The 22,971-nt window shown below is 27.6% G+C and carries 22 protein-coding genes; 18 read left to right on the top strand and 4 right to left on the bottom strand.

Going from position 1 to position 22,971, the window contains the following annotated elements; genetic code table 11:
- Window positions 1-19 precede the first annotated feature (19 nt).
- Both GPX08_RS16535 and GPX08_RS16530 read right to left on the bottom strand, forming a co-directional pair.
- Window positions 20-937, bottom strand: coding sequence for a sensor histidine kinase (locus GPX08_RS16535; protein WP_156627914.1), 918 nt, complete (start codon window positions 935-937; stop codon window positions 20-22).
- A gap of 2 nt (window positions 938-939) precedes the next feature.
- Complete coding sequence (locus tag GPX08_RS16530) at window positions 940-1,638, bottom strand: response regulator (RefSeq protein ID WP_156627913.1); 699 nt, start codon at window positions 1,636-1,638, stop codon at window positions 940-942.
- A gap of 421 nt (window positions 1,639-2,059) precedes the next feature.
- On the opposite strand from GPX08_RS16530, the gene GPX08_RS16525 reads away from it, so the two are divergent.
- The 10 genes from GPX08_RS16525 (at window position 2,060) to GPX08_RS16480 (ending at window position 10,748) form a co-directional block, all read left to right on the top strand.
- Window positions 2,060-2,632: a TetR family transcriptional regulator gene (locus GPX08_RS16525; protein WP_156627912.1), complete on the top strand. Its 573-nt coding sequence runs from the start codon at window positions 2,060-2,062 to the stop codon at window positions 2,630-2,632.
- A gap of 150 nt (window positions 2,633-2,782) precedes the next feature.
- The gene (locus GPX08_RS16520; protein WP_156627911.1) at window positions 2,783-4,558 is read left to right on the top strand and encodes an oleate hydratase; all 1,776 of its coding nucleotides are present in this window, start codon (window positions 2,783-2,785) and stop codon (window positions 4,556-4,558) included.
- Window positions 4,559-4,766: 208 nt separating this feature from the next.
- The gene (locus GPX08_RS16515; RefSeq protein ID WP_156627910.1) at window positions 4,767-5,957 is read left to right on the top strand and encodes a DUF815 domain-containing protein; all 1,191 of its coding nucleotides are present in this window, start codon (window positions 4,767-4,769) and stop codon (window positions 5,955-5,957) included.
- Between the two features lie 174 nt (window positions 5,958-6,131).
- Entirely contained in the window at window positions 6,132-6,479 is a 348-nt protein-coding gene (locus GPX08_RS16510) for a hypothetical protein (RefSeq protein WP_156627909.1), read from the top strand.
- A gap of 630 nt (window positions 6,480-7,109) precedes the next feature.
- A complete protein-coding gene (locus tag GPX08_RS16505; RefSeq protein WP_156627908.1) occupies window positions 7,110-7,928 on the top strand; it encodes a DUF4352 domain-containing protein in 819 nt (272 codons plus the stop codon).
- A 578-nt stretch (window positions 7,929-8,506) separates the two neighbouring features.
- Window positions 8,507-8,815, top strand: coding sequence for a hypothetical protein (locus tag GPX08_RS16500; RefSeq protein WP_156627907.1), 309 nt, complete (start codon window positions 8,507-8,509; stop codon window positions 8,813-8,815).
- On the top strand, window positions 8,772-9,020 hold the full coding sequence (locus GPX08_RS16495; RefSeq protein WP_156627906.1) for a hypothetical protein: 249 nt from the start codon (window positions 8,772-8,774) through the stop codon (window positions 9,018-9,020). Before GPX08_RS16500 ends, GPX08_RS16495 begins: the two co-directional genes overlap by 44 nt.
- Window positions 9,017-9,214 carry a hypothetical protein gene (locus GPX08_RS16490; protein ID WP_156627905.1) on the top strand — a complete coding sequence of 66 codons (198 nt, stop codon included), beginning with the start codon at window positions 9,017-9,019 and terminating at the stop codon, window positions 9,212-9,214. Before GPX08_RS16495 ends, GPX08_RS16490 begins: the two co-directional genes overlap by 4 nt.
- 187 nt (window positions 9,215-9,401) lie before the next feature.
- Window positions 9,402-9,656, top strand: a complete 255-nt coding sequence (locus GPX08_RS16485; protein ID WP_156627904.1) for a hypothetical protein — start codon at window positions 9,402-9,404, stop codon at window positions 9,654-9,656.
- A 579-nt stretch (window positions 9,657-10,235) separates the two neighbouring features.
- Window positions 10,236-10,748, top strand: coding sequence for a hypothetical protein (locus GPX08_RS16480; RefSeq protein WP_156627903.1), 513 nt, complete (start codon window positions 10,236-10,238; stop codon window positions 10,746-10,748).
- 476 nt (window positions 10,749-11,224) lie between these two features.
- Here GPX08_RS16480 and GPX08_RS16475 read toward each other — a convergent pair whose 3' ends face one another.
- Together GPX08_RS16475 and GPX08_RS16470 are read right to left on the bottom strand one after the other, a co-directional pair.
- On the bottom strand, window positions 11,225-12,016 hold the full coding sequence (locus tag GPX08_RS16475; protein ID WP_156627902.1) for a hypothetical protein: 792 nt from the start codon (window positions 12,014-12,016) through the stop codon (window positions 11,225-11,227).
- 120 nt (window positions 12,017-12,136) lie between these two features.
- Window positions 12,137-12,559, bottom strand: a complete 423-nt coding sequence (locus GPX08_RS16470; RefSeq protein ID WP_156627901.1) for a GNAT family N-acetyltransferase — start codon at window positions 12,557-12,559, stop codon at window positions 12,137-12,139.
- A gap of 261 nt (window positions 12,560-12,820) precedes the next feature.
- Here GPX08_RS16470 and GPX08_RS16465 point away from each other — a divergent pair, with 261 nt between their 5' ends.
- The 8 genes from GPX08_RS16465 (at window position 12,821) to GPX08_RS16430 (ending at window position 22,539) form a co-directional block, all read left to right on the top strand.
- Window positions 12,821-13,963 (top strand): diguanylate cyclase, encoded by a 1,143-nt coding sequence (locus GPX08_RS16465; RefSeq protein ID WP_156627900.1) that lies wholly within the window; start codon window positions 12,821-12,823, stop codon window positions 13,961-13,963.
- A 194-nt stretch (window positions 13,964-14,157) separates the two neighbouring features.
- Window positions 14,158-15,513, top strand: a complete 1,356-nt coding sequence (locus tag GPX08_RS16460) for a glucose-6-phosphate isomerase (RefSeq protein ID WP_156627899.1) — start codon at window positions 14,158-14,160, stop codon at window positions 15,511-15,513.
- Window positions 15,513-15,956 carry a YaiI/YqxD family protein gene (locus tag GPX08_RS16455; RefSeq protein ID WP_156627898.1) on the top strand — a complete coding sequence of 148 codons (444 nt, stop codon included), beginning with the start codon at window positions 15,513-15,515 and terminating at the stop codon, window positions 15,954-15,956. Before GPX08_RS16460 ends, GPX08_RS16455 begins: the two co-directional genes overlap by 1 nt.
- Window positions 15,957-16,080: 124 nt before the next feature.
- Entirely contained in the window at window positions 16,081-18,159 is a 2,079-nt protein-coding gene (locus tag GPX08_RS16450; RefSeq protein WP_156627897.1) for a triple tyrosine motif-containing protein, read from the top strand.
- 59 nt (window positions 18,160-18,218) lie between these two features.
- Complete coding sequence (locus GPX08_RS16445; RefSeq protein WP_156627896.1) at window positions 18,219-18,974, top strand: transglycosylase SLT domain-containing protein; 756 nt, start codon at window positions 18,219-18,221, stop codon at window positions 18,972-18,974.
- A gap of 350 nt (window positions 18,975-19,324) precedes the next feature.
- Window positions 19,325-20,908: a hypothetical protein gene (locus tag GPX08_RS16440; protein WP_156627895.1), complete on the top strand. Its 1,584-nt coding sequence runs from the start codon at window positions 19,325-19,327 to the stop codon at window positions 20,906-20,908.
- Between the two features lie 10 nt (window positions 20,909-20,918).
- Window positions 20,919-21,377, top strand: coding sequence for a hypothetical protein (locus GPX08_RS16435; RefSeq protein WP_156627894.1), 459 nt, complete (start codon window positions 20,919-20,921; stop codon window positions 21,375-21,377).
- Window positions 21,378-21,822: 445 nt separating this feature from the next.
- Window positions 21,823-22,539, top strand: coding sequence for a pseudouridine synthase (locus GPX08_RS16430; RefSeq protein WP_156627893.1), 717 nt, complete (start codon window positions 21,823-21,825; stop codon window positions 22,537-22,539).
- The last annotated feature ends 432 nt before the right edge of the window (window positions 22,540-22,971 follow it).

The following is a 22,971-nucleotide window of genomic DNA, read 5'->3' as shown; positions in this document are numbered from 1 at the left end:
TGCTAAAACCTTGCCACAATTATTCTTTATTCATGTTTATATGGAAGTTTAAAACGAAAGTAGTCCCTTTGTTTAATTTACTTTTAGCATAGATAGTTCCCCCTATTGCAGATGTAAGTTCCTTAGTTATAGCAAGCCCAAGACCATTACTATTTTCAGTCCTTGAGCTATCACATTTATATAGACGATTGAAAATAAATGGTAAATCTTGTTCAGATATACCAACTCCATTATCGGTAATTTCAATTACTATATCTGAATGATTAAGACTTAATTTAAAACTTAAAAAATTAGCTTCACTATGCTTAATTATGTTAGATAATATGTTATTGATTATTCTTTCATATACATTTTTATCTGTAACAAGGTAAAGAGCTTCTTCTGGAATATCAAATTCAAATTTTATATTATTTTCTTCTAATCTTATTATCCAGTCAGTAAGAATTACTCTTGTAAGCTCACAGATATTTTCTTTCTCAAAATTATATATCCACTCTCCAGATTCTAATTTTAGCCACTGGAACAATGATTGAATATATTCACCTAAAATTATTGCTTTATTCTTAGCAATTTTTAAGAACTTTTTCTGTTCCTCTTGACTACAGGAGTTATTTTCTAATACTTCTAAGTATCCAATGAGTGAAGATAACGGAGTACGAATATCATGAGATAGGCTGGTGACAAGCTTTTTATATGCCTTTTCTGATTTGTCAGTTTCAAGAAATTTATTTTTATTTTGAATAATAATATCGTTGATTTTATATACTAGTTCACTGATAGCACTATCCTCGTTAGCTAGGAATCTTCTATCTAAATTACCATTAACTACATCATCAAGGGCATTTGAAATTTCTTTCAGCTGATTTTTGGTGTTTCGAATATAGAAAAACTGAAATGAAATAATTACGCATAAGATAACAATGATTAACCAAATCATAGCTAAACCTCCAGATTAAATCTATATCCAATACCATGAATAGTTTGAATATATTCTAAGTCTAATGAGTAATTCTTTATTTTTTTTCTTAATTTACTAATGAAAGACATGATATTACTATCGTCAAAAGAGTAATCATCCTGCCAAACATGATTATAAATTTGCTCTTTAGTAAAGACCTTTCCTTGATTAGAAGCTAAAAAATACAATAAATCAAATTCTTTTGCAGTTAAATGAATTAAATTGTCATTAACATAAACGTTTCTTAAGGAATAATTAATTTCTAATCCTTTAAATTTCAAAAATGTATCACTACTATTTTGAGAATTAAAGATAGTATATCGTCTTATAAGGGATTGTACTCTTGCAATAAATTCACTCATTAAAAATGGCTTTGTTAAATAGTCATCAGCACCAAGTCTTAATCCTAATACTTTATCTACTTCAGAATCTTTTGCTGTTAACATTAGAATAGGAAGATTATTTTTCTTTCTTATCTCTGTTAAGATATCAAATCCATTTAGTATTGGAAGCATTATATCCAATATTACAAGCTGATAATTATCACTTAAAAAAACATCTAATCCTGTTTTCCCATCATTACATACTCTTACGTCAAAGTTTTCCTGTCTTAGTTCTCTTTCAAGTAATATACATAAGTCTTTATCATCATCAATTACTAATACTTTGTTCTGTAACACAATAAATCCTTTCCAGCCTTTGGATGTTTATTAATAGGCTTTTTTGTATTTGTATGATAAACCATATTTTCTAATATTTACTGATTTTATTATATACATTTAAATTAATAATAGCAACGGAATGATTTTTATGGGTTACTAAATAGATTGTAAGGTTTTATTAGTCATCTATAAAAGAAAAGATGATTTCTTTATTATAGGTAGTGTTTTGTAATATTGAAGAAGAAAAGCTATGAGTGTGTATTTATAATAAATATAGTGCCTTTAGCATGGAAGTGTAGCTGAAAGATTATCCTTTTTCCCTTCTATTAAGGAAATTATTACTATAAAAATGGATTGAGGACAAAAGACCTTCTTGTTATAATTGATTATATGAGATAAAGCGTATATTTATTAAAAGATTATGAAAGAAGGTAATAAGATGTCACAGATAACCAAAAGAGCTATGGTAGCTTCATTAAAGAATTTACTTCTAAAAAAGCCGTTAAATAAGATTACAATCAGCGATATTACTGAAGAATGCGGTGTGAATCGTATGACATTTTATTATCATTTTCAGGATATTTTTGAGTTGATTGAGTGGGCATGTGAAGAAGATGCAGCTAAAGTGTTAGAGGGTAAAAAGACTTATGAAACATGGCAGGAAGGTTTTTATAATATTTTTATGGAAGTTAGTAATAACAAGCCATTTGTAATGAATGTATATCATTCGCTAAGTCGTGAGCATATTGAGAATTACTTATATAAGTTAACATATCAGCTGCTTATAGATGTAGTAGAGGAAATGGCGAAAGACATACCTGTCAGAGAAAAGGACAAGTGTTTTATAGCTGATTTTTATAAGTATTCCTTTGTTGGATTAGTTCTTAACTGGATTAAGAATGATATGCAAGAAGATCCAAAAGAAATTATTAAAGAGCTTACTATGCTGATGCAAGGAAATATTTTAAATGCCCTAGAGAATTATCGAACTGACAAAACTAAACAAAGTTAATAAAATGATTAAAAATTATACAAGTAAGTCTCCATGATAAAACTTTTATCATGGAGGCTTTTTTGCTGATGGTGAAGAAGTGAAAAAACTTTTATAGTAAGGTTAATGAAAGAAATTTAGTTAATAAAAATATTGAATGGAGGAATTAATATGTATTATTCAAGTGGAAATTATGAGGCTTTTGCAAGACCACAAAAACCAGAGGGAGTAGACCATAAGTCAGCATATATTGTTGGGACTGGACTTGGAGCATTAACTGCAGCTTGCTATTTAGTACGTGATGGACAAATGAAAGGTGAACATATTCACATCTTTGAAAAAGATCCTATTCCAGGTGGTGCCTGTGATGGATTTGAATATCCAGGACTTGGTTATGTAATGCGTGGTGGAAGAGAAATGGATAATCACTTTGAAGTAATGTGGGATTTATTCCGTTCTATCCCATCAATCGAAACAGAAGGTGTTAGCGTTCTAGATGAATATTATTGGTTAAATAAAAAAGATCCAAATTATTCTTTATGTCGTGCTACAATAAATCGTGGTGAAGATGCACATACAGATGGAAAATTTGATATATCAGATAAAGGTGCAATGGAAATTATGCATTTATTCTTCACACCAGATGAAGATTTATACGACAAGAAGATAACTGACTTCTTTGATGATGAAGTATTAAAGTCAAACTTCTGGCTATACTGGAGAACTGTGTTTGCATTTGAAAATTGGCATAGTGCTTTGGAAATGAAAAGATACATCAAACGCTATATTCATCATATTGGTGGATTGCCAGATTTCAAGGCACTTCGTTTTACTAAATATAATCAATATGAATCAATGATACTTCCTATGATTAAATATTTGGAAGGTTCCAATGTACAATTCCATTACAATACCAAGGTTGTGAATGTAGAATTTGATATCAAACCTGACAGAAAATTAGCTAAGAGGATAGAACTTTTAGTAGATGGAAAAACAGAATATGTTGGACTTACTGAAAATGATCTTGTATTTATTACAAATGGTGGATGTGTAGAAAATTCTAGTCTTGGTTCACAAAATGAACCAGCTGTATTTAATCCTGATATTAAACCAGGCGGTGGCTGGGATATGTGGAGAAAAATTGCGGCTCAAGATCCGGCCTTTGGTAACCCAGATAAATTCTGTTTTAATCCAGAGGAGTCCAATTGGATGAGTGCTACAGTTACTACATTAGATCAAAAAATTGTTCCATATATTAAGAATATCTGTAAGAGAGATCCATTCTCTGGTAAAGTTGTAACAGGTGGAATTGTTACTGTAAAAGATTCTAACTGGTTATTAAGCTGGACATTTAATAGACAACCACAATTTAGAACACAACCAAAAGATCAGCTTGTTGGATGGATTTATGGTTTATTTAGCGATAAGCCAGGTAACTATGTAAAGAAGCCTATGAGAGATTGTACAGGTAAGGAAATTTGTATGGAATGGTTATATCATCTTGGAGTGCCAGAAGCTGAAATTGAAGAATTAGCTACTAATAGTGCAAATACTATTCCATGTATGATGCCATATATTACTGCATTCTTTATGCCACGTGCAGCTGGAGACAGACCAGATGTAGTACCAGAAGGTGCAGTGAATTTTGCATTCATTGGACAGTTCGCAGAAACACCAAGAGATACTATATTTACAACTGAATATTCAATGAGAACTGGTATGGAAGCAGTTTATACATTACTTAATGTAGATCGTGGTGTACCTGAAGTGTGGGGTAGTACATTTGATGTTAGAGATTTACTAAATGCAACAGTTAAGCTTAGAGATGGAAAACGCGCTACTGATATGAGTATGAGTTTAGCTGAAAAAATTGCAGTTAAAGAAGCATTAAAGAAGATAGCAGGAACAGATATTGAAAAATTATTAAAAGAATATAATGTAATTTAATTTCTATCTAAATTTAAAATAGCAGATAGTCTTAATGGCTATCTGCTATTTTTATACGTAAATAGGATGATGAAATTTATTATAGAATATAATTAATTTAAGGTTAACATTTATTGACAGTACAATTTTGTAGGTATATCATTATTTATAAAATAAACTTGGGCATTAAAAATTAAAGTAATGGAGGAAATAAAGAGGGGGCAATAATATGAGTTCATTAGAACTAATTAATATGAAAGTAAAGTCATTTACAGTATTTAATAAGATATTTGAGGACAAGGTTATGCAATCATTTCTTGATATGATTGATACTAAGGAAAGAAGTACAATAGAGAAAGTTGAAAAGTATAGTAATTTTGTTCGTGAGCTTTTTGAAAAGAAGGAGAGCTTTTCTGATTATGTTTGGCAGCTTATTGTATTTGATGAAAATATTTATGTTCGTAAGCTATCTAATAGGAAAGTTGTTTCTGAAATGCTAGAAGAATGTGTGAAGCATGAACTTGAAACTCTGCAAGAAATCTCAAGGATAACATCTAAAGAGATAAAGAAAGAAGTTGGATGTGATATTTTCTTACCAGAGTGGACAACTAACTTAGAATATGACTTTAATAAGATGTATAAAGAAAGAATGAAGAATTTATTTACTTTAGGATATGGCATTTATGCAAATAATATTATGTTTACTTATAATAAAGGAGAAATAGTACCTGCAAAGTATCCTGATAGTATTAGATTATCAAGCCATATTGGGTATGAAAGGCAGAGAAAAAGAATTATTGATAATACTTATGCCTTTTTAAAGGATAAACCAGCTGCTAATGTTCTTTTATATGGGGATGCAGGAACAGGTAAATCTTCAACAATAAAGGCAATAGTTAATGAATTTGCAGATATAGGATTAAGAATGATAGAAGTTAGAAAAGGGGATTTACTTAAATTGCCTGAATTAATAGAGAAGCTTGCAAACAATCCTTTAAAATTTATTATATTTATTGATGATTTATCCTTTGCAAAGAATAATGAAGAAATTGGAGCTTTAAAAGCAATTTTAGAAGGTTCAGTATCTTCTAAAACAGAAAATGTAGTTTTATATGCAACAAGTAATAGACGTCATTTAGTTCAAGAATCCTTCTCTGATAGAAATGGTGATGACATTCATAGAAATGAAACAATACAAGAGCAAACATCATTATCAGATAGATTTGGATTATCTGTATGCTTCTCTAAACCAGATAAAAAAGAATATCTTGATATTATCCATGGATTAGTAAAAGAGTATAAGATTAAAGATATTGAAAATATTGATATACTTGCAGAGCGTCATGCTATGGAGAGAGGTGGACGTTCAGGAAGGACAGCTCGTCAATTTGTTGAATATTTAAAAAGTATGGAAGAATAGAAAGTTTATTGGAAGTTTTATAAGAAACAAATAAGTAACTTCCTTTCAGAAGAGAATTATGGTTAATAAGTAATTCACTACTGGAGGGGAGTTTTTTTATTTTACAAAATAGTAACAAAGTCGATAGATTTTAAATACTATATATTATGTAACAAATGAGGAGGAATTCAAGCTATGAATAATTGTGAAGAACGAAGACAAAGGCACGTTCATGAATTTGTTGGTAGTGTAAGATTGGCTGAACTTAATACTGATGATGTTCATAATCATCGTTTTGCTGGAGTTACTGGAGAAGCAGTTCCTTGTAAGGGAAGTCATATACACCGTATAGTAACTAGAACAGATTTCTTTAATGATCATTTTCATATTATAGATGTATTTACAGGTCCAGCAATTCAAGTAGGTAAAGGTAGACATGTTCACTTTGTTTATGCAGTAACAAGAGAAAGAGATGGCCATAGGCATGCATTTATAGTTGCGACTTTGATAGAAAATCCTATAGGAGAAACTAAGCGCTGCTAAAATAAATTAATATGATAATTAAGTAATGAATATAATGTTAGTTCTCGTTTAAAGTATTAGTAACTTTAAATTTAAGATAGTGGATGTATTACAAATATATATCCACTATCTTTTTTTAGAGAGTGTAAAATAGTCTGTGTAAACTTCAGAAAATGATATAATAAATTATCAATTAAAGTAAATAAAGATTGGATGTTATATTAACCTCTCAAACCTTTAAAATAAAATTAAATTTTCTAAAGTTTACACAAAAATATTGATAGACTCGACATGACTACATTTTACAAGGACATGACTACTCAAAAAAGATACTATTTCGCAATGATCATAGCGAAATAGTATCTTTTTTGCATAAGTTTATTTATATTAAACTAAAAACTATGATTTTTTCAAATTTTTATAGCCTACAAATGGCTTAAAACCGTAATTTTTAATTTCTTCGTGAAAAATATAAATTTAGCGAAGTTTTTGTAAAACGTAACACTTATAAAGGATATTTTAAGTACCATTTTATACACAATATTATTATTTTAGACTTAAATTACTTATATTTAAATAGATTCTTAGACACAACTAAGCTTATATATGGTATAATTTTAAATAAAAAACAATAAATGGGGGAGAACTTATATGAATAAAAAAAGAGTATTAAGTGCATTATTAATTACTTTAACTACATTTACATTTATATCCTGTGGAGGGAATGATGAATCAGGTAACAATAATAGTGAAAAAGCTCCTATTCCTAGAGAAGATTTTAATTTAGTATATTCTAATCCTAAAGAGTATGAGGGAAGAGAAGTGGAGTTTTACGGAAAAATATTTACAGATATTGAAAAAGATAATGATGGAACTTATATGCAAATGTTCACAAATGAAACAGGGTCAGATAATAATGTTTTGGTGGGTATAAAGGACCCAAATTTAAATGTTAAAATTGATGATATAGTTCATGTAAAAGGAATAGTTAAAGGAGTAGAAAAAGGAACTAATGCTTTTGGAGCTGAATTAAACTTACCATTAGTATTAGCAGAAAGCGTAGAAATTACCGATTATGGCACAGCATATGCACCAGCATTAAAAACAATAGATATTAATCAAGAGCAAAATCAATTTGGATATAAATTAACTCTTAAAAAAGTAGAGATATCTAAAAGTGAAACTAGGGCTTATGTAAAGATTGAAAATGCTTCAAATGACAAAGTAAATTTTTATAGTTTTAATTCAATGATTACTCAAGGAACAAATCAAATTGAACAAGAAGATAATTGGGAGGCTAATTACCAAGAAATAAGTAGTGAAATACTTCCAGGTATAGTTACAGAAGGTGTTATAACATTTAAACCGATAGATATAAATGGTGGCGATTTCAATATCATATTTGAGGGTTATTCCGATGATTACTCATTAGATTTTACACCATTTACATTCCAAATTAAAATGAATTAATTCAATTTAGGTACAGACTTTAATTACAATCCTAAGATAGATTTTGGTACAATAAATAGTACGTGATGTACTAAGATTATAAGAGAGACAGTATATAGATTTGTACTGTCTCTTATGCGTAGTTTTTTAGTAATTTCAATAAAGTTGAGTTTAGCGTAATTAATAAAGCCAATGATCTAAGATCATTGGCTTTTGTTATTCACTAAAGATACTTTTAGCGAATATATTTTAGCATAATATCACAAATATTAAATTAAAAAAATGATAATTTATCAAAAAAATACATATAAAATAATCATTATATAAAATAAAAAAGATTTTAATGGGAAAAACTCATTTTTTGAGAAAAAAGGTTGATAATATGTAGAAAAAGTATAATATTTATATAAATGGAAGATGGTGTACTGTTTATGTGTAATGAAGTAACAAACACTACAAAAAAGATTACTGTTAAGAAAGTTGAAAAACAATCTGCTTTAATTAATCATCATTATTAAAATTAATATATGAAAAAATTATAATAGATAATAAAGTAATAACTTTATTATCTAATATTTAATTAGAAAGTAAGATTAATTATGAGGCCTAAAATTAAAGAATCAATGGCACCAATATATATTAATAATAAAATAGTTTTCGGTACCAAGAGTACACATATAGAGATAGATGATGAAGACGGGGAAATATTTAAATTATTAAATATAATTAATGGAGATTTGGATATAAATGAAATTTATAAAACTTCTTCAATAGATAATGATATTATAGATGAAGTTATTGATGTACTTAATGAGAATTTATTAATTGAAAATGTTGAATTAGATAGTAATTTATTAAGTATATATGAAAAAAATAGATATAATACTAACACGGTTACTAACTTTTGAAATTGGGAAATATTTAGGAGGTTATGGTGAAAGTAGTGAATTGAATCATACAATAGAATTAAATACAAATACATTGCAAGTTAAATATATAAATCCTAAAGTTAGAAATAAAAAATGCCCAACATATAATAGAAGTAATAGTAATGAAGATGAACCAGTTTCTATTGATGATATTATAAAAATTTCAACTGGCTTTAGAAAATGAATATAAGTTCAACGTCTAAAGTAAATTTAGAATTATCAAGTCAAAAGAAATTGAATGGGTCATATGTTATAGGTAGTAAAATTAGCAATGTATTTATAGAAGTTCCTGAAGAAGCAATAGAAATACTAAATTACTGCGATGATGAAAGATCTATAGATGAAATAACCAAAATACTTTTAAATCAAAAAATATAGATGTGGATGTAGAAGATTTTATAAATACATTATATGATATGAATTTAGTATATTCTATAGATGGATTTAAATGTATAAGTGGTGAAGAAAAAAATATGGGAATATATTTATAAGAATATCAAATTTATTATTTAATAAATATAGTACTATAATTTATTCTATTATATTTATATTTAATATAATAATTATGTCAAGTAATAAAATGTTAATTCCTAGATATCAAGATGCATTTTTTATTGAAGATAAAATAGGAATTAATATGATTATATTTTTCTTAATATCATGGAGTTTAACTTTTATACATGAACTTGGACACTTTTTATCAATTATCCGATTAAATATAAATGTTAAATTTAATTTAAGTTTGAGATTAGTATGGTTAGTAGTAGAAGCAGATATTAATGGATTATGGTCAGTTTCAAGGGAAAAAAGATATTTTTGATATTTAGCAGGAATATGCTTTGAAATTATAATAATGTTTTTAAGATTAATTATTAAAATTTTAAACATTAACTTAATTTTTAATAGTATATCTAGTTTAATAATATTAATATTAACACTAAATTTTATGTGGCAAATCATGGTTTTCTTGAGAACTGATTTTTATTTAGTGTTATTAACATTTTTTGACTTAAGTAGTTTATATGATTAAAGTAAGGAATATATATTTAGTATTTTTAAAAATAAAAAACATAAAGTAGAATTTAATAATTTATCTACGAAAGAAATAAATTATGTAAAACTATTTAGTATAACTTATATATTAGGAATTATATTTTGTGGGATAAGATTAATATATGAAGTTCCGATAATTATTAATAGATTAAATAGTGCAATAATTCACATAAAAACTGGATATGCGTCAACTGTAGTAGATGGATTAATAGTATTAATACTATTAATAGTTAGTTCTATTCTATGGATAAAAGGAGCTATTAATAAAACAAAAAGTATTAAGATAGAAGGGGGGATTTAGTGAGAGTTTGGTACTTACAATACACACTCTCACTAAAGATAAAAGATGAATTTATATATTTTTATCTATGATGGATGTGCTTTATTTGAAGTGATTTTAGCATGTTATTTTTTAAAAAACAAATATAATATAAATATGATAAGTATAAATAAAGATTTAGTCCAAGTATTTGAAGGCATGACAATAAAATGTGATGAATTTATAAATAAAGTAGAAATAAGCGAAAATGATGTTGTTATAATTCCTGGTGGAAATATAGAAATTTTAAAAGATGAAGAAATAATAAAAGAATTTTTAGAATTATGTGTTTCTAAAAATTGTAAAATAGGGGCTATTTGTGCTGGGGTAAATTTACTAATAGAAAATAATATAATAAGTATTGAAGATAAAGAAAAATACTCTATAAATAATATAAAAAATGGGGATAAATATGTGTTAGCAAAAGCAAATGAATATGTAGATTTTGCATTAAGTTTAGGGATTATATGTGACATATATAAGGATGTAGATGATTTTGATGAAACTATTAGATTTTTCAAAAAGTTTGAAGAGTGTTAGTATTTGTAAATAAAATAGATTTTATAAAAATGTTATAATAATATAAAATTTAAATATGATATTTAGAATTAAATAGTTTAAATAAAGAATATAGACAATGAATTTTATTTATTGTCTATATTAATTTTAATTTAAAAAATGAATTTATATAAAAAAGATGGACTTCTATTTATAGAAATCTATCTTTTTTAACTTATATGTTTACTTAATAAAGTAGAAATTTATTTGAATTTAATCAATATAATAAAATATTGTTTGTAAATATTAGTGAAAACATTTAAAACTGTTATATAAAATTAAATAAAAAAAGCTCTTATTCAACTCTTATCTATAAGGTTCCCGCCATATAGATAAGCCAAACTTTATAAGGTTAATAAATATAAAGAGCTATATCTCTGGATTGTGTAAATACAGAGATATAGCTTACATATTTTTAAAGGATACTATCTATAAATTATATCTGAATTAATATATGACTATCTGTATCTCTTAGAAGATTCATAATCTGATTTACATTTCTTGAAATGATCTTCATAGCCGTAGTCATCATCTTCTTCATAATCATCATAATTGTCTTCATATTTATCGTGCTTGCATCCACAGTGCTTATCTTCAGGAACATCACGCCAATTATTATTTTTATATTTGGAATCTTCATAGCATTTATCTTTGTGATGTTTATCTTCTTTTTTATAGCACTTACAGTACTTTTCATAATAGTCATATTTCTTCTTATCATCACAATGGTCTTTATCTTTATGATGTCTTTCTTTCTTTTTCTTATAGCACTTACAGCAGTACTCTTCGTAATCATCATCTTTTTTCTTATCATCGCAATAATCTTTATCTTTATGATCTTTTTCTTTCTTTTTCTTATGGCACTTACAACAGTACTCTTCGTAATCATCATCTTTTTTCTTATCATCGCAATAATCTTTGTCTTTATGATCTCTTTCTTTCTCTTTCTTGTAGCACTTACAGTATTCTTCGTAATATTCATCTTTCTTCTTATCATCGCAATGATCTTTATCTTTATGGTCTTTTTCTTTCTTATGGCACTTACAGTACTCTTCGTAGTAGTCATCCTTCTTCTTATCATCACAATAGTCTTTATCTTTATGATGCTTTTCTTCAGACTTTACCCAGCATTTACAATAATATTCATAAGAACATTTTTCTTTTTTATCTTCGTGTTTTTTATCTTCTTTTTTATTACAACACATATCATAGTCATCTTTGTCATAAGATTTTGAATCATTATATGCCATATTAAATCATCCTCATTAGTTAAAAATTTGCACATATAAATTTATAATGCACATATTCTATACTATGTTGATTTTATTATAGTTGTTACAAATAAAAGGGGAGATTAGCTATGAAATTAGTTATTCTATAAAGCCCCTATTTTTCATTCTCTCCATATTTGTATAAAGGCCCATTCCAGTTTTAAGCTTAGAAAAACCTAGACTTTCATAAAAACCTTCCTTTCCAGGAGAAGCATAAAGAATAAAATTGCAGGAAGGCAACTTTTTAATTATATTTTCTAATACTAATTTACCTATACCTTTTCCTTGATATTCTGGAAGAACTGCAATGTCATAAATAGCTGCTTGTCTTATACCATCAGAAATAGCTCTACCAAATCCTATTAATTTTTCATTGTCAAAAATAAAAATTACAGTGTGGCTATTTTCAAAGGATTTCTTATGTATTTCAGCATCAACATAAGTCATTCCAACAGTTTTAATTATATTTCTTACTTCATTCCAAATAATATTTTTACAATTATCTTGAATTATATAACACATAAAAATCACCTCTATAAAATACAAAATATATACTTATTTAAATTATAAGTTTATTTGCATAATATTACAATTCATTCTAAAAATTATAGCAATATTAAATTTTATGTTAAAAAGGTGATATAATTATATTGAAAAGTATAATATTAAGTTCAAAAATTATAAAATAAATTAAACATATATGATGAAATTAGGTATGAATTCCGTTTAAATAACTTCAAAGAGTAAATAGATTTAATATAATTTCTATAAGGAGGAGTTAATATGGAAAAATTTTTGTATGCAGAAATAAATACTATTGGATTAGCTATTTTAGCTACTATATATATGAAGGGTAGAAATATAACTAAAAGTGATTTATCCCAAAAAATGTTTAACTATTTACTATATGTTACAGCTTCACTATTAGTTTTTGATGCAGCCATGAGGTGTTTAGATGGATTAGTATTTGAAGCTGCTAATGAAATATTGCTATATACTACAACAATTTATTACATATTAACTGTAGCAATGGTTTCTGTATTGCTTATGTATTGTGATAGTAAAGTCTATGTAAGTGATGGTAAACAAAAACTAAGATTCAAGATATATATGATACCTTTTTATATAAATGCTATATTATCAGTAATTAGTTTCACTACAGAATGGATTTTTAGAATAGATGAAAATAATGTTTATCATAGAGGAGAGCTTTATTGGATACATGTATTGATAATTTTTATACCATTATTATATTCAATTAGAATGATTATAAAAGGGATGAAAGATTGCTCTGAAGTTAAGAGAAATGAATTTAGATATTTAATATTATTTCTTCTATCCCCTGTAATTGGATTTATAATTCAAACTTTTTGCTACGGTTTATCCATTGCACATATTTGTTGTGTAATTTCTTTACTGATAACATTTATTAATATACAAAGTAATTTAATAATTATGGATCCATTAACTCAGGTTAATAATAGAAGAGCTTTTATAGATTATATTAAATGTAAAATATCAAAAGTCCCTGATGAATGCGTTCTTTTTCTTCTTATGATAGATGTTGATTATTTCAAAAAAATAAATGATGAATTTGGACATACTGTAGGAGATGAAGCATTAGTATTAATAGTTAGAGGAATTAACCTAGCCTGTACTAGAAATGATTTTCTATCTAGAATAGGAGGAGATGAGTTTGCTGTGGTTGGGCAACGTAGAAACGAGGAAGAAATTAAAGCACTTATATTAGAAATAGAAAGAAAGATAGAAGAAGTAAGCATTCAGGAAAATACAGAGTATAAATTATCAGTAAGTATTGGATACTCTATATATGGAAGAGATGGAATTATAGAAATAAGTGATTTTATAAATGTTGCTGATAAGAATATGTATGAAGTGAAGAAAGCTAAAAAAATAAAGGCATGAGGTATAATATTTCTTATGTATGAATAGAAATATAAATAAAAAATGATATAAAATAGCAAAATTGATAATAATATTAAGGTAAAGCACATTGATATAATTAAAATATTAAAAAATGTGAAATGTATTATATAAATTATGCTATAATATAGTAGAAATTATCATCGGAATTCCCAGAAAGATACGGAGGTTGAACAATGAATAAAGGTTTAAAGCTAGACTTATCTAAGGTAGAACCTTATGTAAAGTTAGAACAAGAATTAAATTACATGGAAGCAATGGTTAAGGGTGCTCATGAAACTCTTACGAACAAAACTGGTGCAGGGAATGATTTCTTAGGTTGGTTAGACCTACCTGTAAATTACGATAAAGAAGAGTTTGACAGAATAAAGAAGTCAGCAGAAAAGATTAAAGGAAACTCAGAAGCACTAATAGTTATTGGTATTGGAGGTTCTTATTTAGGACCTAGAGCTGCAATTGAAATGCTAAATAGCAATTTCTATAACGTTCTTGGAAATAATAAGAGAAATACACCAAAGGTATTTTTCGTTGGAAACAATATAAGCTCAACATATTTAGCTGATCTTTTAGATGCTATTGAAGGAATAGATATAAGTGTAAATGTAATATCTAAGTCAGGAACTACAACAGAACCTGCTATTGCTTTCAGAGTATTTAAAGACTACATGGAAAAGAAATATGGAGTAGATGGAGCAAAAGAAAGAATTTTTGCAACTACTGATAAGAGCAGAGGTGCTTTAAAATCACTAGCAGATGAAATGGGATATGAAAGTTTCGTTATACCTGATGATGTAGGTGGAAGATTCTCAGTTTTAACTGCTGTTGGATTATTACCAATAGCTGTAGCTGGAATTAATATAGATGAAATGATGCAAGGAGCTGCTGATGCAAGAGAAGCTTATGCAACAGATGATTTCAAAAACAATGACTGTTATAAATATGCTGCAATGAGAAACGTATTATATAACAAGGGAAAAGAAATTGAAATATTAGTTAATTATGAACCAGGTTTACACTACTTTAATGAATGGTGGAAGCAATTATTTGGAGAATCAGAAGGTAAGGATCAAAAGGGTATATTCCCAGCTGCTGTAGATTTTTCAACTGACTTACACTCAATGGGACAATACATCCAAGAAGGTAGAAGAACTATATTTGAAACTGTATTAAATGTAGAAAAAGCAAAGAGAGAAGTAGTTATAGAAAAGGCTGAAGGAGATTTAGATGGATTAAACTTCTTAGCTGGAAAGACTATAGACTTTGTTAATAAGCAAGCATTTAATGGTACATTATTAGCTCATAATGATGGTGGAGTTCCAAATATCGTATTAAATATTCCTGAACTTAGTGCTTACTACTTTGGACAAATGGTTTACTTCTTTGAAAAAGCTTGTGCTATAAGCGGATATCTTTTAGGAGTTAATCCATTTGATCAACCAGGAGTTGAAGCTTACAAGAAAAACATGTTTGCTTTACTTGGAAAGCCTGGATATGAAGAATTAAAAGCTGAATTAGAAGCTAAATTAAAATAGTGAGAATAATAGTAGATGGAGATGCCTGTCCAGGTATCTCCATTATTGAAAAAATAGCAAAGTCTTATAATCTAGATTTAATAGTATATTGTGACATAAATCATTATATAGCTTTAGATTATGGTGAAGTAAAGATAGTAGATTCAGGATTTCAAAGTGTAGATATGTATGTAGTTAATACTTGCATTAAAAATGATATTGTTATTAGTCAAGATTATGGTGTTGCAGCTATTTGTCTTGGTAAGGAAGCTTATGTTATTAATCCTAAAGGATATAATTATACTGATAAAAATATTGATAGGTTATTAGAAGAAAGACATATTTCTCAGAAGATTAGAAAAGCGGGTGGAAGGACTAATAATCCAAGAAAAAGGACAAAAGAAGATGATATTAGACTTAAGACTACCTTAGAAAAGATAATAGAATGTAACTTAAGAGAATAAGCTGTAGAAATATAAAGGACGGTTTATTCTTATTTTTTTATATTGATGACAAATTTCGTTTTATATTTTCTTATGTAAACTGTATAATAATGTTAGGTAATATTTGAAAATAGGGTGTGAGGGTATGAATGAATTTGAAATAATGTTTGATAAAGAAAGTCCAGCTTTATTAGGGGAGAAAATTAAAATAAGAGTTAATAGTAATAATAAAGAGGGATATAAATATAAATTTTTTATAGGATACCAATCTGATAGAAGATGGAGCTGGGTTCCTATACAAGATTTTTCAATGAGTAATGAATGTATATGGATTCCAGAAAAAGCTGATTCTTATATGATAATGGTCAATATACAAGATGAAGCTGGTAAGAATACTTCAATAAGAAATGAGTTTAGAATTAAGACAGAGATAGAATCTTCTAATAAAGAAGAGGATACTGAAGTTAACAATAATAATAAAAAGTTAATTAAAGATGTTATTATAGATAAAACTTCATTGACTTTAGGAGAGAAGATAAATTTAGATGTATTAACTTCAGAAGATGAAATAATATTATATAGATTTTGGATTAGAGGAAGTCAAGGGTGGGAACCTTTAAGGGATTATACTCCAGAAAATAAATTCACTTATACTACTAACAGAGCTATGGATGGAGAAATTTTAATTGAGTGTAAGAGGCCTTCTTCATCTGATAATGTTGACGATTTTACTACTGTTAAATTTAAAGTAAAGGATCAGCCTACTATTGAGGTAACATCTTTTGAATGTTTATCAGATAAATTATTGGTAGGAGAAGAGCTTGTTTTTAAAGTTGGAGTTAATCTTGAGAGTTCAAGAACTATATTATATAAGTTCTTAAGAGTAGACAAAAATGGAAGAACTACTTGTGTTCAAGACTATTCAACTAAGAGTGTTATTTCCTTTTATGAAAAAGAGAAAGGAAAGTACAAGCTTCTATGCTATGTAAGAGATATTTTTTCAAACAAGCCTTATGATGATAGAGCTGCAATGATATATTATGTTAAACCTTATGAAGAAATAAAAATTAAGAGTTTTTCTTCAGAGCTTAGTTCACCACAGTTATCAGGAAATACTATAGCTTTTAAAACAAAGGTCCAAGGTGGAAATGAAGTTCTATATAGATATATAGTAGAGGGTACTGTAGCAGAAGATACGGGTTATATTAGATCTAAAATCTTTAATTGGGAAACTAAATCAGAAGGTGAATATAAGATTAAGGTTTTAGTTAAGGATATGTCTTTTAATGGTGAATATGAAGATACTAAAGAAATAAATTTTAAGGTCGATAAAAAAGGTGAGAAGCCAGTTAATATTTTAAGTGTTAATGCTAGTAAAACTAGGGGCTGTATAAAAGGTGAACCTATTAATTTAAAGGTTAAAGCTGAAGGTGGTACTGAACTAAAATATTCTTTTATAGTATATAAGGATGGTAAAGAAAAAGAAAGAATTAATTATGGAGCAATGAACTGGGTAAACTTCACTCCTGAAGAAAGTGGAGAATATGAAGTTGAAGTTAGGGTTTTAGATAAATATTCTCTTAGAGATTATGATGCACATGATTATTTATTTTTAAAAGTTAAAGACTACCAAGAAGCTGAAATAGACTATGTTTTATTATCTCAAAAGGAAGTATATTTAGTTGGAGATATTATAGAACTTGAGACAGTAGCGCAAAACACTAAAAATATATTGCTAAGATATGTTACTAAAATAAATGGACATGAGGTTGAGGATACAGGATATATTAAGAGCAATTCATTAAAGATTAAACCAAAGTGTCCAGGTAAATATACTTTTAGAATTTATGCTAAAAATATATTATGTAAAGATGAATTTGACACTAAGAAAGAAGTATCTATTTATGTAAACGAGTCTACTCCAGTAACTAATACTAAGGTTACCTTAGAGTCAGAAGAAGTTATTGAAGGTAGAGAAATTACTTTTGAAGCCAGCAGTGAGGGTGGTAAGGAAGTTTGTTACGAATTTTATATAATGGAAAAAGGAAATTGGGTTAGGGTACAATCTTATAGTAGAAAGAATTATTATACATTCTTACCTTTTACTACTGGAGACTATAAGGTATTAGTATTAAGCAAAAGTTATTATAAAAAGGTAAACTACGAAGATTATGCATATTTAGAATTTAAGGTTAAAGCAGAAGTGTTGCAAGGCACAATGTAGAATGAAAAATGGAGAATGATAGAATATAAAACAAGTGATGGACTTTATGGAGGAGAAATATGAAGATTACTAAGGCAGAAGATATATTAACTTTAACAATTAGTAAGGACATGCTAAAGCAAGCTATGGGTGATGGTATGGAGTTTGAATTAGTATATGAGGCACTAATAAAGCAAATTGAGGAAAATGGAAGCCTTTCATTGTCAAATAACAATTCATCATCTGAAGAAAGTAATGATGAATCTACAGTTAGCTATGTTAAGGCATCAGCAGGACAAAGGCTTGAAGATATTCCATTAAGAATAAGAACAGCAATATCAGAAAGCGAAAGTATAGATAGTAAAAATATTGTAAATAGTAATGAAGATAATATATCTAGTAAATACGACTCTCTTAAAGGTACTTCATCAGCAAGTATGGATGAAATTCTTTCAACTGTAGATAAATACAGCTCTAAATATGGGGTAGATAAAAATTTAGTACTTGCAATAATAAAAAATGAATCAAACTTTGATCCTAATGTAGTTTCATCAGCAGGAGCAAAAGGACTTATGCAATTAATGGACTTCAACTCAGAAGAATATGGAGTTACCAATCCTTTTGATATTGATCAAAATATAAATGCTGGAGTTCAACATATTAAAGAATACTTAGATTTATATGATGGAAATATAGAACTTGCGTTAATGGCTTACAACGCAGGGCCGGGAACAGTAAGTAGAAGAGGTGTAAAATCAATTGATGATTTATACAAGATGCCTCAAGAAACACAAAACTACGTAACTAAGATAATGAAACAACTTAATGGAAATTAAAAAGTGAATATAAAGTTAAAGAAAAATAGCATATGCTTACTACACATATGCTATTTTTCTTTTTCTAGTATATTTTACATTTAAGATACTAAATGAAGAAATAAGAATTAAGAATTAAGAAATAAGAATTAAGAATTGAAAAAATTATAAATATGTATTAACTAACCCAGGGAAACCTGAGTGTATTTTTTATAAAAATACAAGTGATAGGAAGTTTTAACGAACTATGTGGTAAAATAAGTAAATACTATGTTAAAATGTATATATAAAATGAAAGTTAATGTGAGATATAAGATAGAGGGGTTGAAAATTGAATTTATGAGGAGGTTAGAAAAATTAGTAAGAGATTAATGATCGATACAGAAGCTGCAAAGTACTTTATTACAAATAATCTTATGCCAATCTTAAGGGAACTTGATGGAGAGATAGAGGATCTAGAGGGCTTAAAAAGGAAACTAGGTTCCTTAAATAGATATTATAGTAGAAATAGTAATATGATTAGTGATATAAACTCTGCATTAAGAGAGGTTAATGGAGATTATGATAAACTTCAAGATTTTATAAGGAACTTTAAATCTTTTATAGAAAATGTAGAAGAAGTAGATGAAAACTTGGCAAAAAAGTTTAAGAAAGAAGTTAAAGAATACTGTAATACAAATGGAATAGAGACTACAGAGTGGTATGATACATTACTAAACTTTGTTCAAGGAGCTTTAGATATAATAGGATTTATTCCAGTAGTAGGAGATATAGCAGACTTAGTAAATGCAGTAATATCAGCCTTTAGAGGAGACTGGCTAGCAGTAGGAATTTCTCTAATTGCAATAATACCACTAGTAGGGGATTCCTTTAAGTTCTTAAAATATACAGACGAAGCAGCAGCCTTATTAAAGTATGGTGATGAAGTTGTGGATATAGGTGGAGCAATTGTAAAAGAAGGAGCTCAAAAGGCAAGTAAAAAGGCTGGTAAGGAATTTACTGAAAAAGCTATAAAAGATCCAGATGCAGCAAAGAAAATGCTAGATATCACCATGGATATGGGCAATGGAAAGCACTATATAAAGAATAAAAAAGGCTATGATTTTGAATTTGATATAAATAAAACTGATATACATCCAGAGAGCAGAGAAGTCATTATGGCAGGATGCTTTTTAGGAGAAACGAAAGTAAAAACAGAATGTGGACTTACACTTATAAGAGACATAAAATCCGGAGAGAAAGTATTAACTGTAAACCAGGAAAATGGACAAGAAGAATATAAGGAAGTAAAAGAAGTATTTATAAGAAGTAGCAATGAAATTTGTATTATAAAAGCTGGAAATGATATAATAAAAACAACAACAGGACACTTATTTAAGGTAAAAGATAAATGGTGGACAACAGCTATAAACATAGAAAAAGGGGATTATTTATATAGTGAAAATAATGAATACTTAGAAGTTGAAGATGTGCATGTAGAAAAGAATAACTATCCAAGTTATGTCTATAATCTAAGTATAGATGGAAATCATAACTACTTTGTAGGTGAAGAGCAAGTATTAGTGCATAATATGGCTGATATGAAGAGTTGTTCTCAATCTATTGAGGGGGTAAGTAAACCTAATTCAAAAGAAATATTTTTAGAGACGGCATCTTCTCATGACTCAGCTAGAAAAACATTAATAGGTGAACTTGATTCAACAGGTGTTTTTAAGAATGGTTCAAATCCATCTCAAGGAAGATTAAAATCAAGTTATGGGTATGGAAAGCAAATGGGAAGACAATCTTTAGATGGAAAAGTTAGATGGAGATTAGATTTTGATGAAAAAATTGGAGTACACTATAATATTGAAGATTTTAGTAAAGGAAAAGGAGTAAATGCAGTAAAAAAGGTGATTCCAATTGATATATCAGAACAAGCTTATAAGAAAATTATAGATTTATGGAATAGGTAGTGGTAAAAAAATGAATGAAGAAATGAAAAAAAAATATGATGAGTTGAAAAAGAAAAACAGAATCACTTCAATTCAAAAATCGTGGGAAAATAATGTGTTGTTACAAGAGTGTATAGAATCTACTGGAGGAAAAGTTTTAAATTATGATGATGGAAATAAAATATTAGAAGAGATACAGTCTAAAATACCATTTAGATTAAATGGGAGAGTGGATTTTTCTAGATTTAAGTATAAAAACAATATAAATACAATATCTAGTATTAATGAATTAATTAAGAGTTCTACAGAGTTTTATGTAATGTGGGATGAGGAGAATTTACCATGTTTAAAATCTGAATTAAAAGATATAATTAATTCTATTGATGACGTTACAGCTGTTAGTTTTGATACATGGGCAGTTTCTTCAGATTATAATATAATAATCGAATTCTACCATGAGGGAGAAATAACGTTAGGTATTTTATCTTAAATAGAGACTGCAAAATTAAGGATAAGATTACTGCATAAAATGTAATAACAGTAGAAAGTAGTCAATCAACCAAAAGTAATAAAACTTAACACTGCTTAATATTAATTATGCAGTGAGTAGGTGGCAAAGGTGGAAGAGTGGCAGATAAAATTGAAAAGCAATTTCTAGATGATGAAACTAAAAATACTTTCTAAAATCTTTACCACCTATGCCCCTTCCAACCTAAAGTAAAAGAAAATATCGTTGTAACTGAAATGTCGATACTACAAAAGTGTCGATATTTTTTTGCATTGAATTAGGGTGGAGTAAGGAATAGATAAAAGATAGAAAAGGAAAGACAGCAAGATTGTATAAGATAAATATGTTGTTTGTCTTGTGTCTTTTCATTTTAAGTAATAAAATAATTCATAGTAGTTCAAAATAAACTAAGAAAGAAGGTGCCTTTATGGAAAGACTAGATAAGGTTTTATCTAATTTAGGGTATGGAAGTAGAAAAGAGATTAAACAAGCTGTTAAGAAGGGTCTTATAGAAGTTAATGGTGAAATAGTAAAAGATAATGGAATGCAAGTAGATCCTGAAAGTGACAGAATAATTGTAAATGGAGAAGAAATTTTTTATAGGAAGTTTATATATTTAATGATGAATAAGCCTGATGGAGTAGTTTCTGCAACTTTTGATAATAGAGATGAAACTGTAGTGGATCTATTAGAAGTGGAGCATCAAGTTTTTAATCCTTTTCCAGTTGGAAGACTAGATAAGGATACAGTTGGACTTCTTTTACTTACAAACGATGGAGAGTTGAATCATAGATTAATATCACCTAAGTGGAAGGTTGATAAAGTTTATTTTGCTAAGATTGACAAGAAGGTAACTGAAGAAGATATAAAGAAGTTTAAAAAGGGAATTACCTTAGATGATGGTTATCTTTGTAAGGAAGCTAAGCTTGAAATATTAACGGCTACAGATGAAGGATCAGAAGTAGAGGTTACTATTCAAGAAGGTAAGTTCCATCAAGTAAAGAGAATGTTTGAAGCAGTTGGCAAAAATGTAGTTTACTTAAAGAGAATAGAATTTGGTACTTTAAAGCTAGATGAAGAGCTTGAAGAAGGCGAATATAGGGAACTTACAGATGAGGAACTTGCAATATTAAGGGGATTTTAACGAATGTTATGAAAAAGTGAAGTAAAATCATTCATAATAATAAGATTTTACAATAATCTTTTCAAATTTCCTTGCATTTTGCTTTTATATGCACTATAATATCTATGCAAGGATAAATAAAAGGAATAAATAGCCCCCTTTTTATTTATTGCTTATTGCTAAAGCGCAACCTAGCCCCAAGGGTTGCGTTTTTTTGTCGTCCAAATGTAAAAGTTTACTTAAAGAAAAAGTATTTATATTATGTAAAAGAAAACTTTTTCATAAATAGTTTAAAGTTTTATTATCTATAATATATATTTTTTAGAAAAATTTACTATAATAAAATTATAGGATTTATTATTTTTTAAAGTAAAAATATTAGATTTTTACTAGAATTAATTTTAATTATGTTAATTCTAAAATGAAGGATAAAAAAATACACAAATGAATAAA

This window comes from Clostridium tertium (assembly GCF_902652255.1).
In the GTDB taxonomy this organism is placed as follows: domain Bacteria; phylum Bacillota; class Clostridia; order Clostridiales; family Clostridiaceae; genus Clostridium; species Clostridium tertium_A.
The sequence above is the reverse complement of the archived record's forward strand: the minus strand, read 5'-3'. Positions and strand labels throughout refer to the sequence as shown.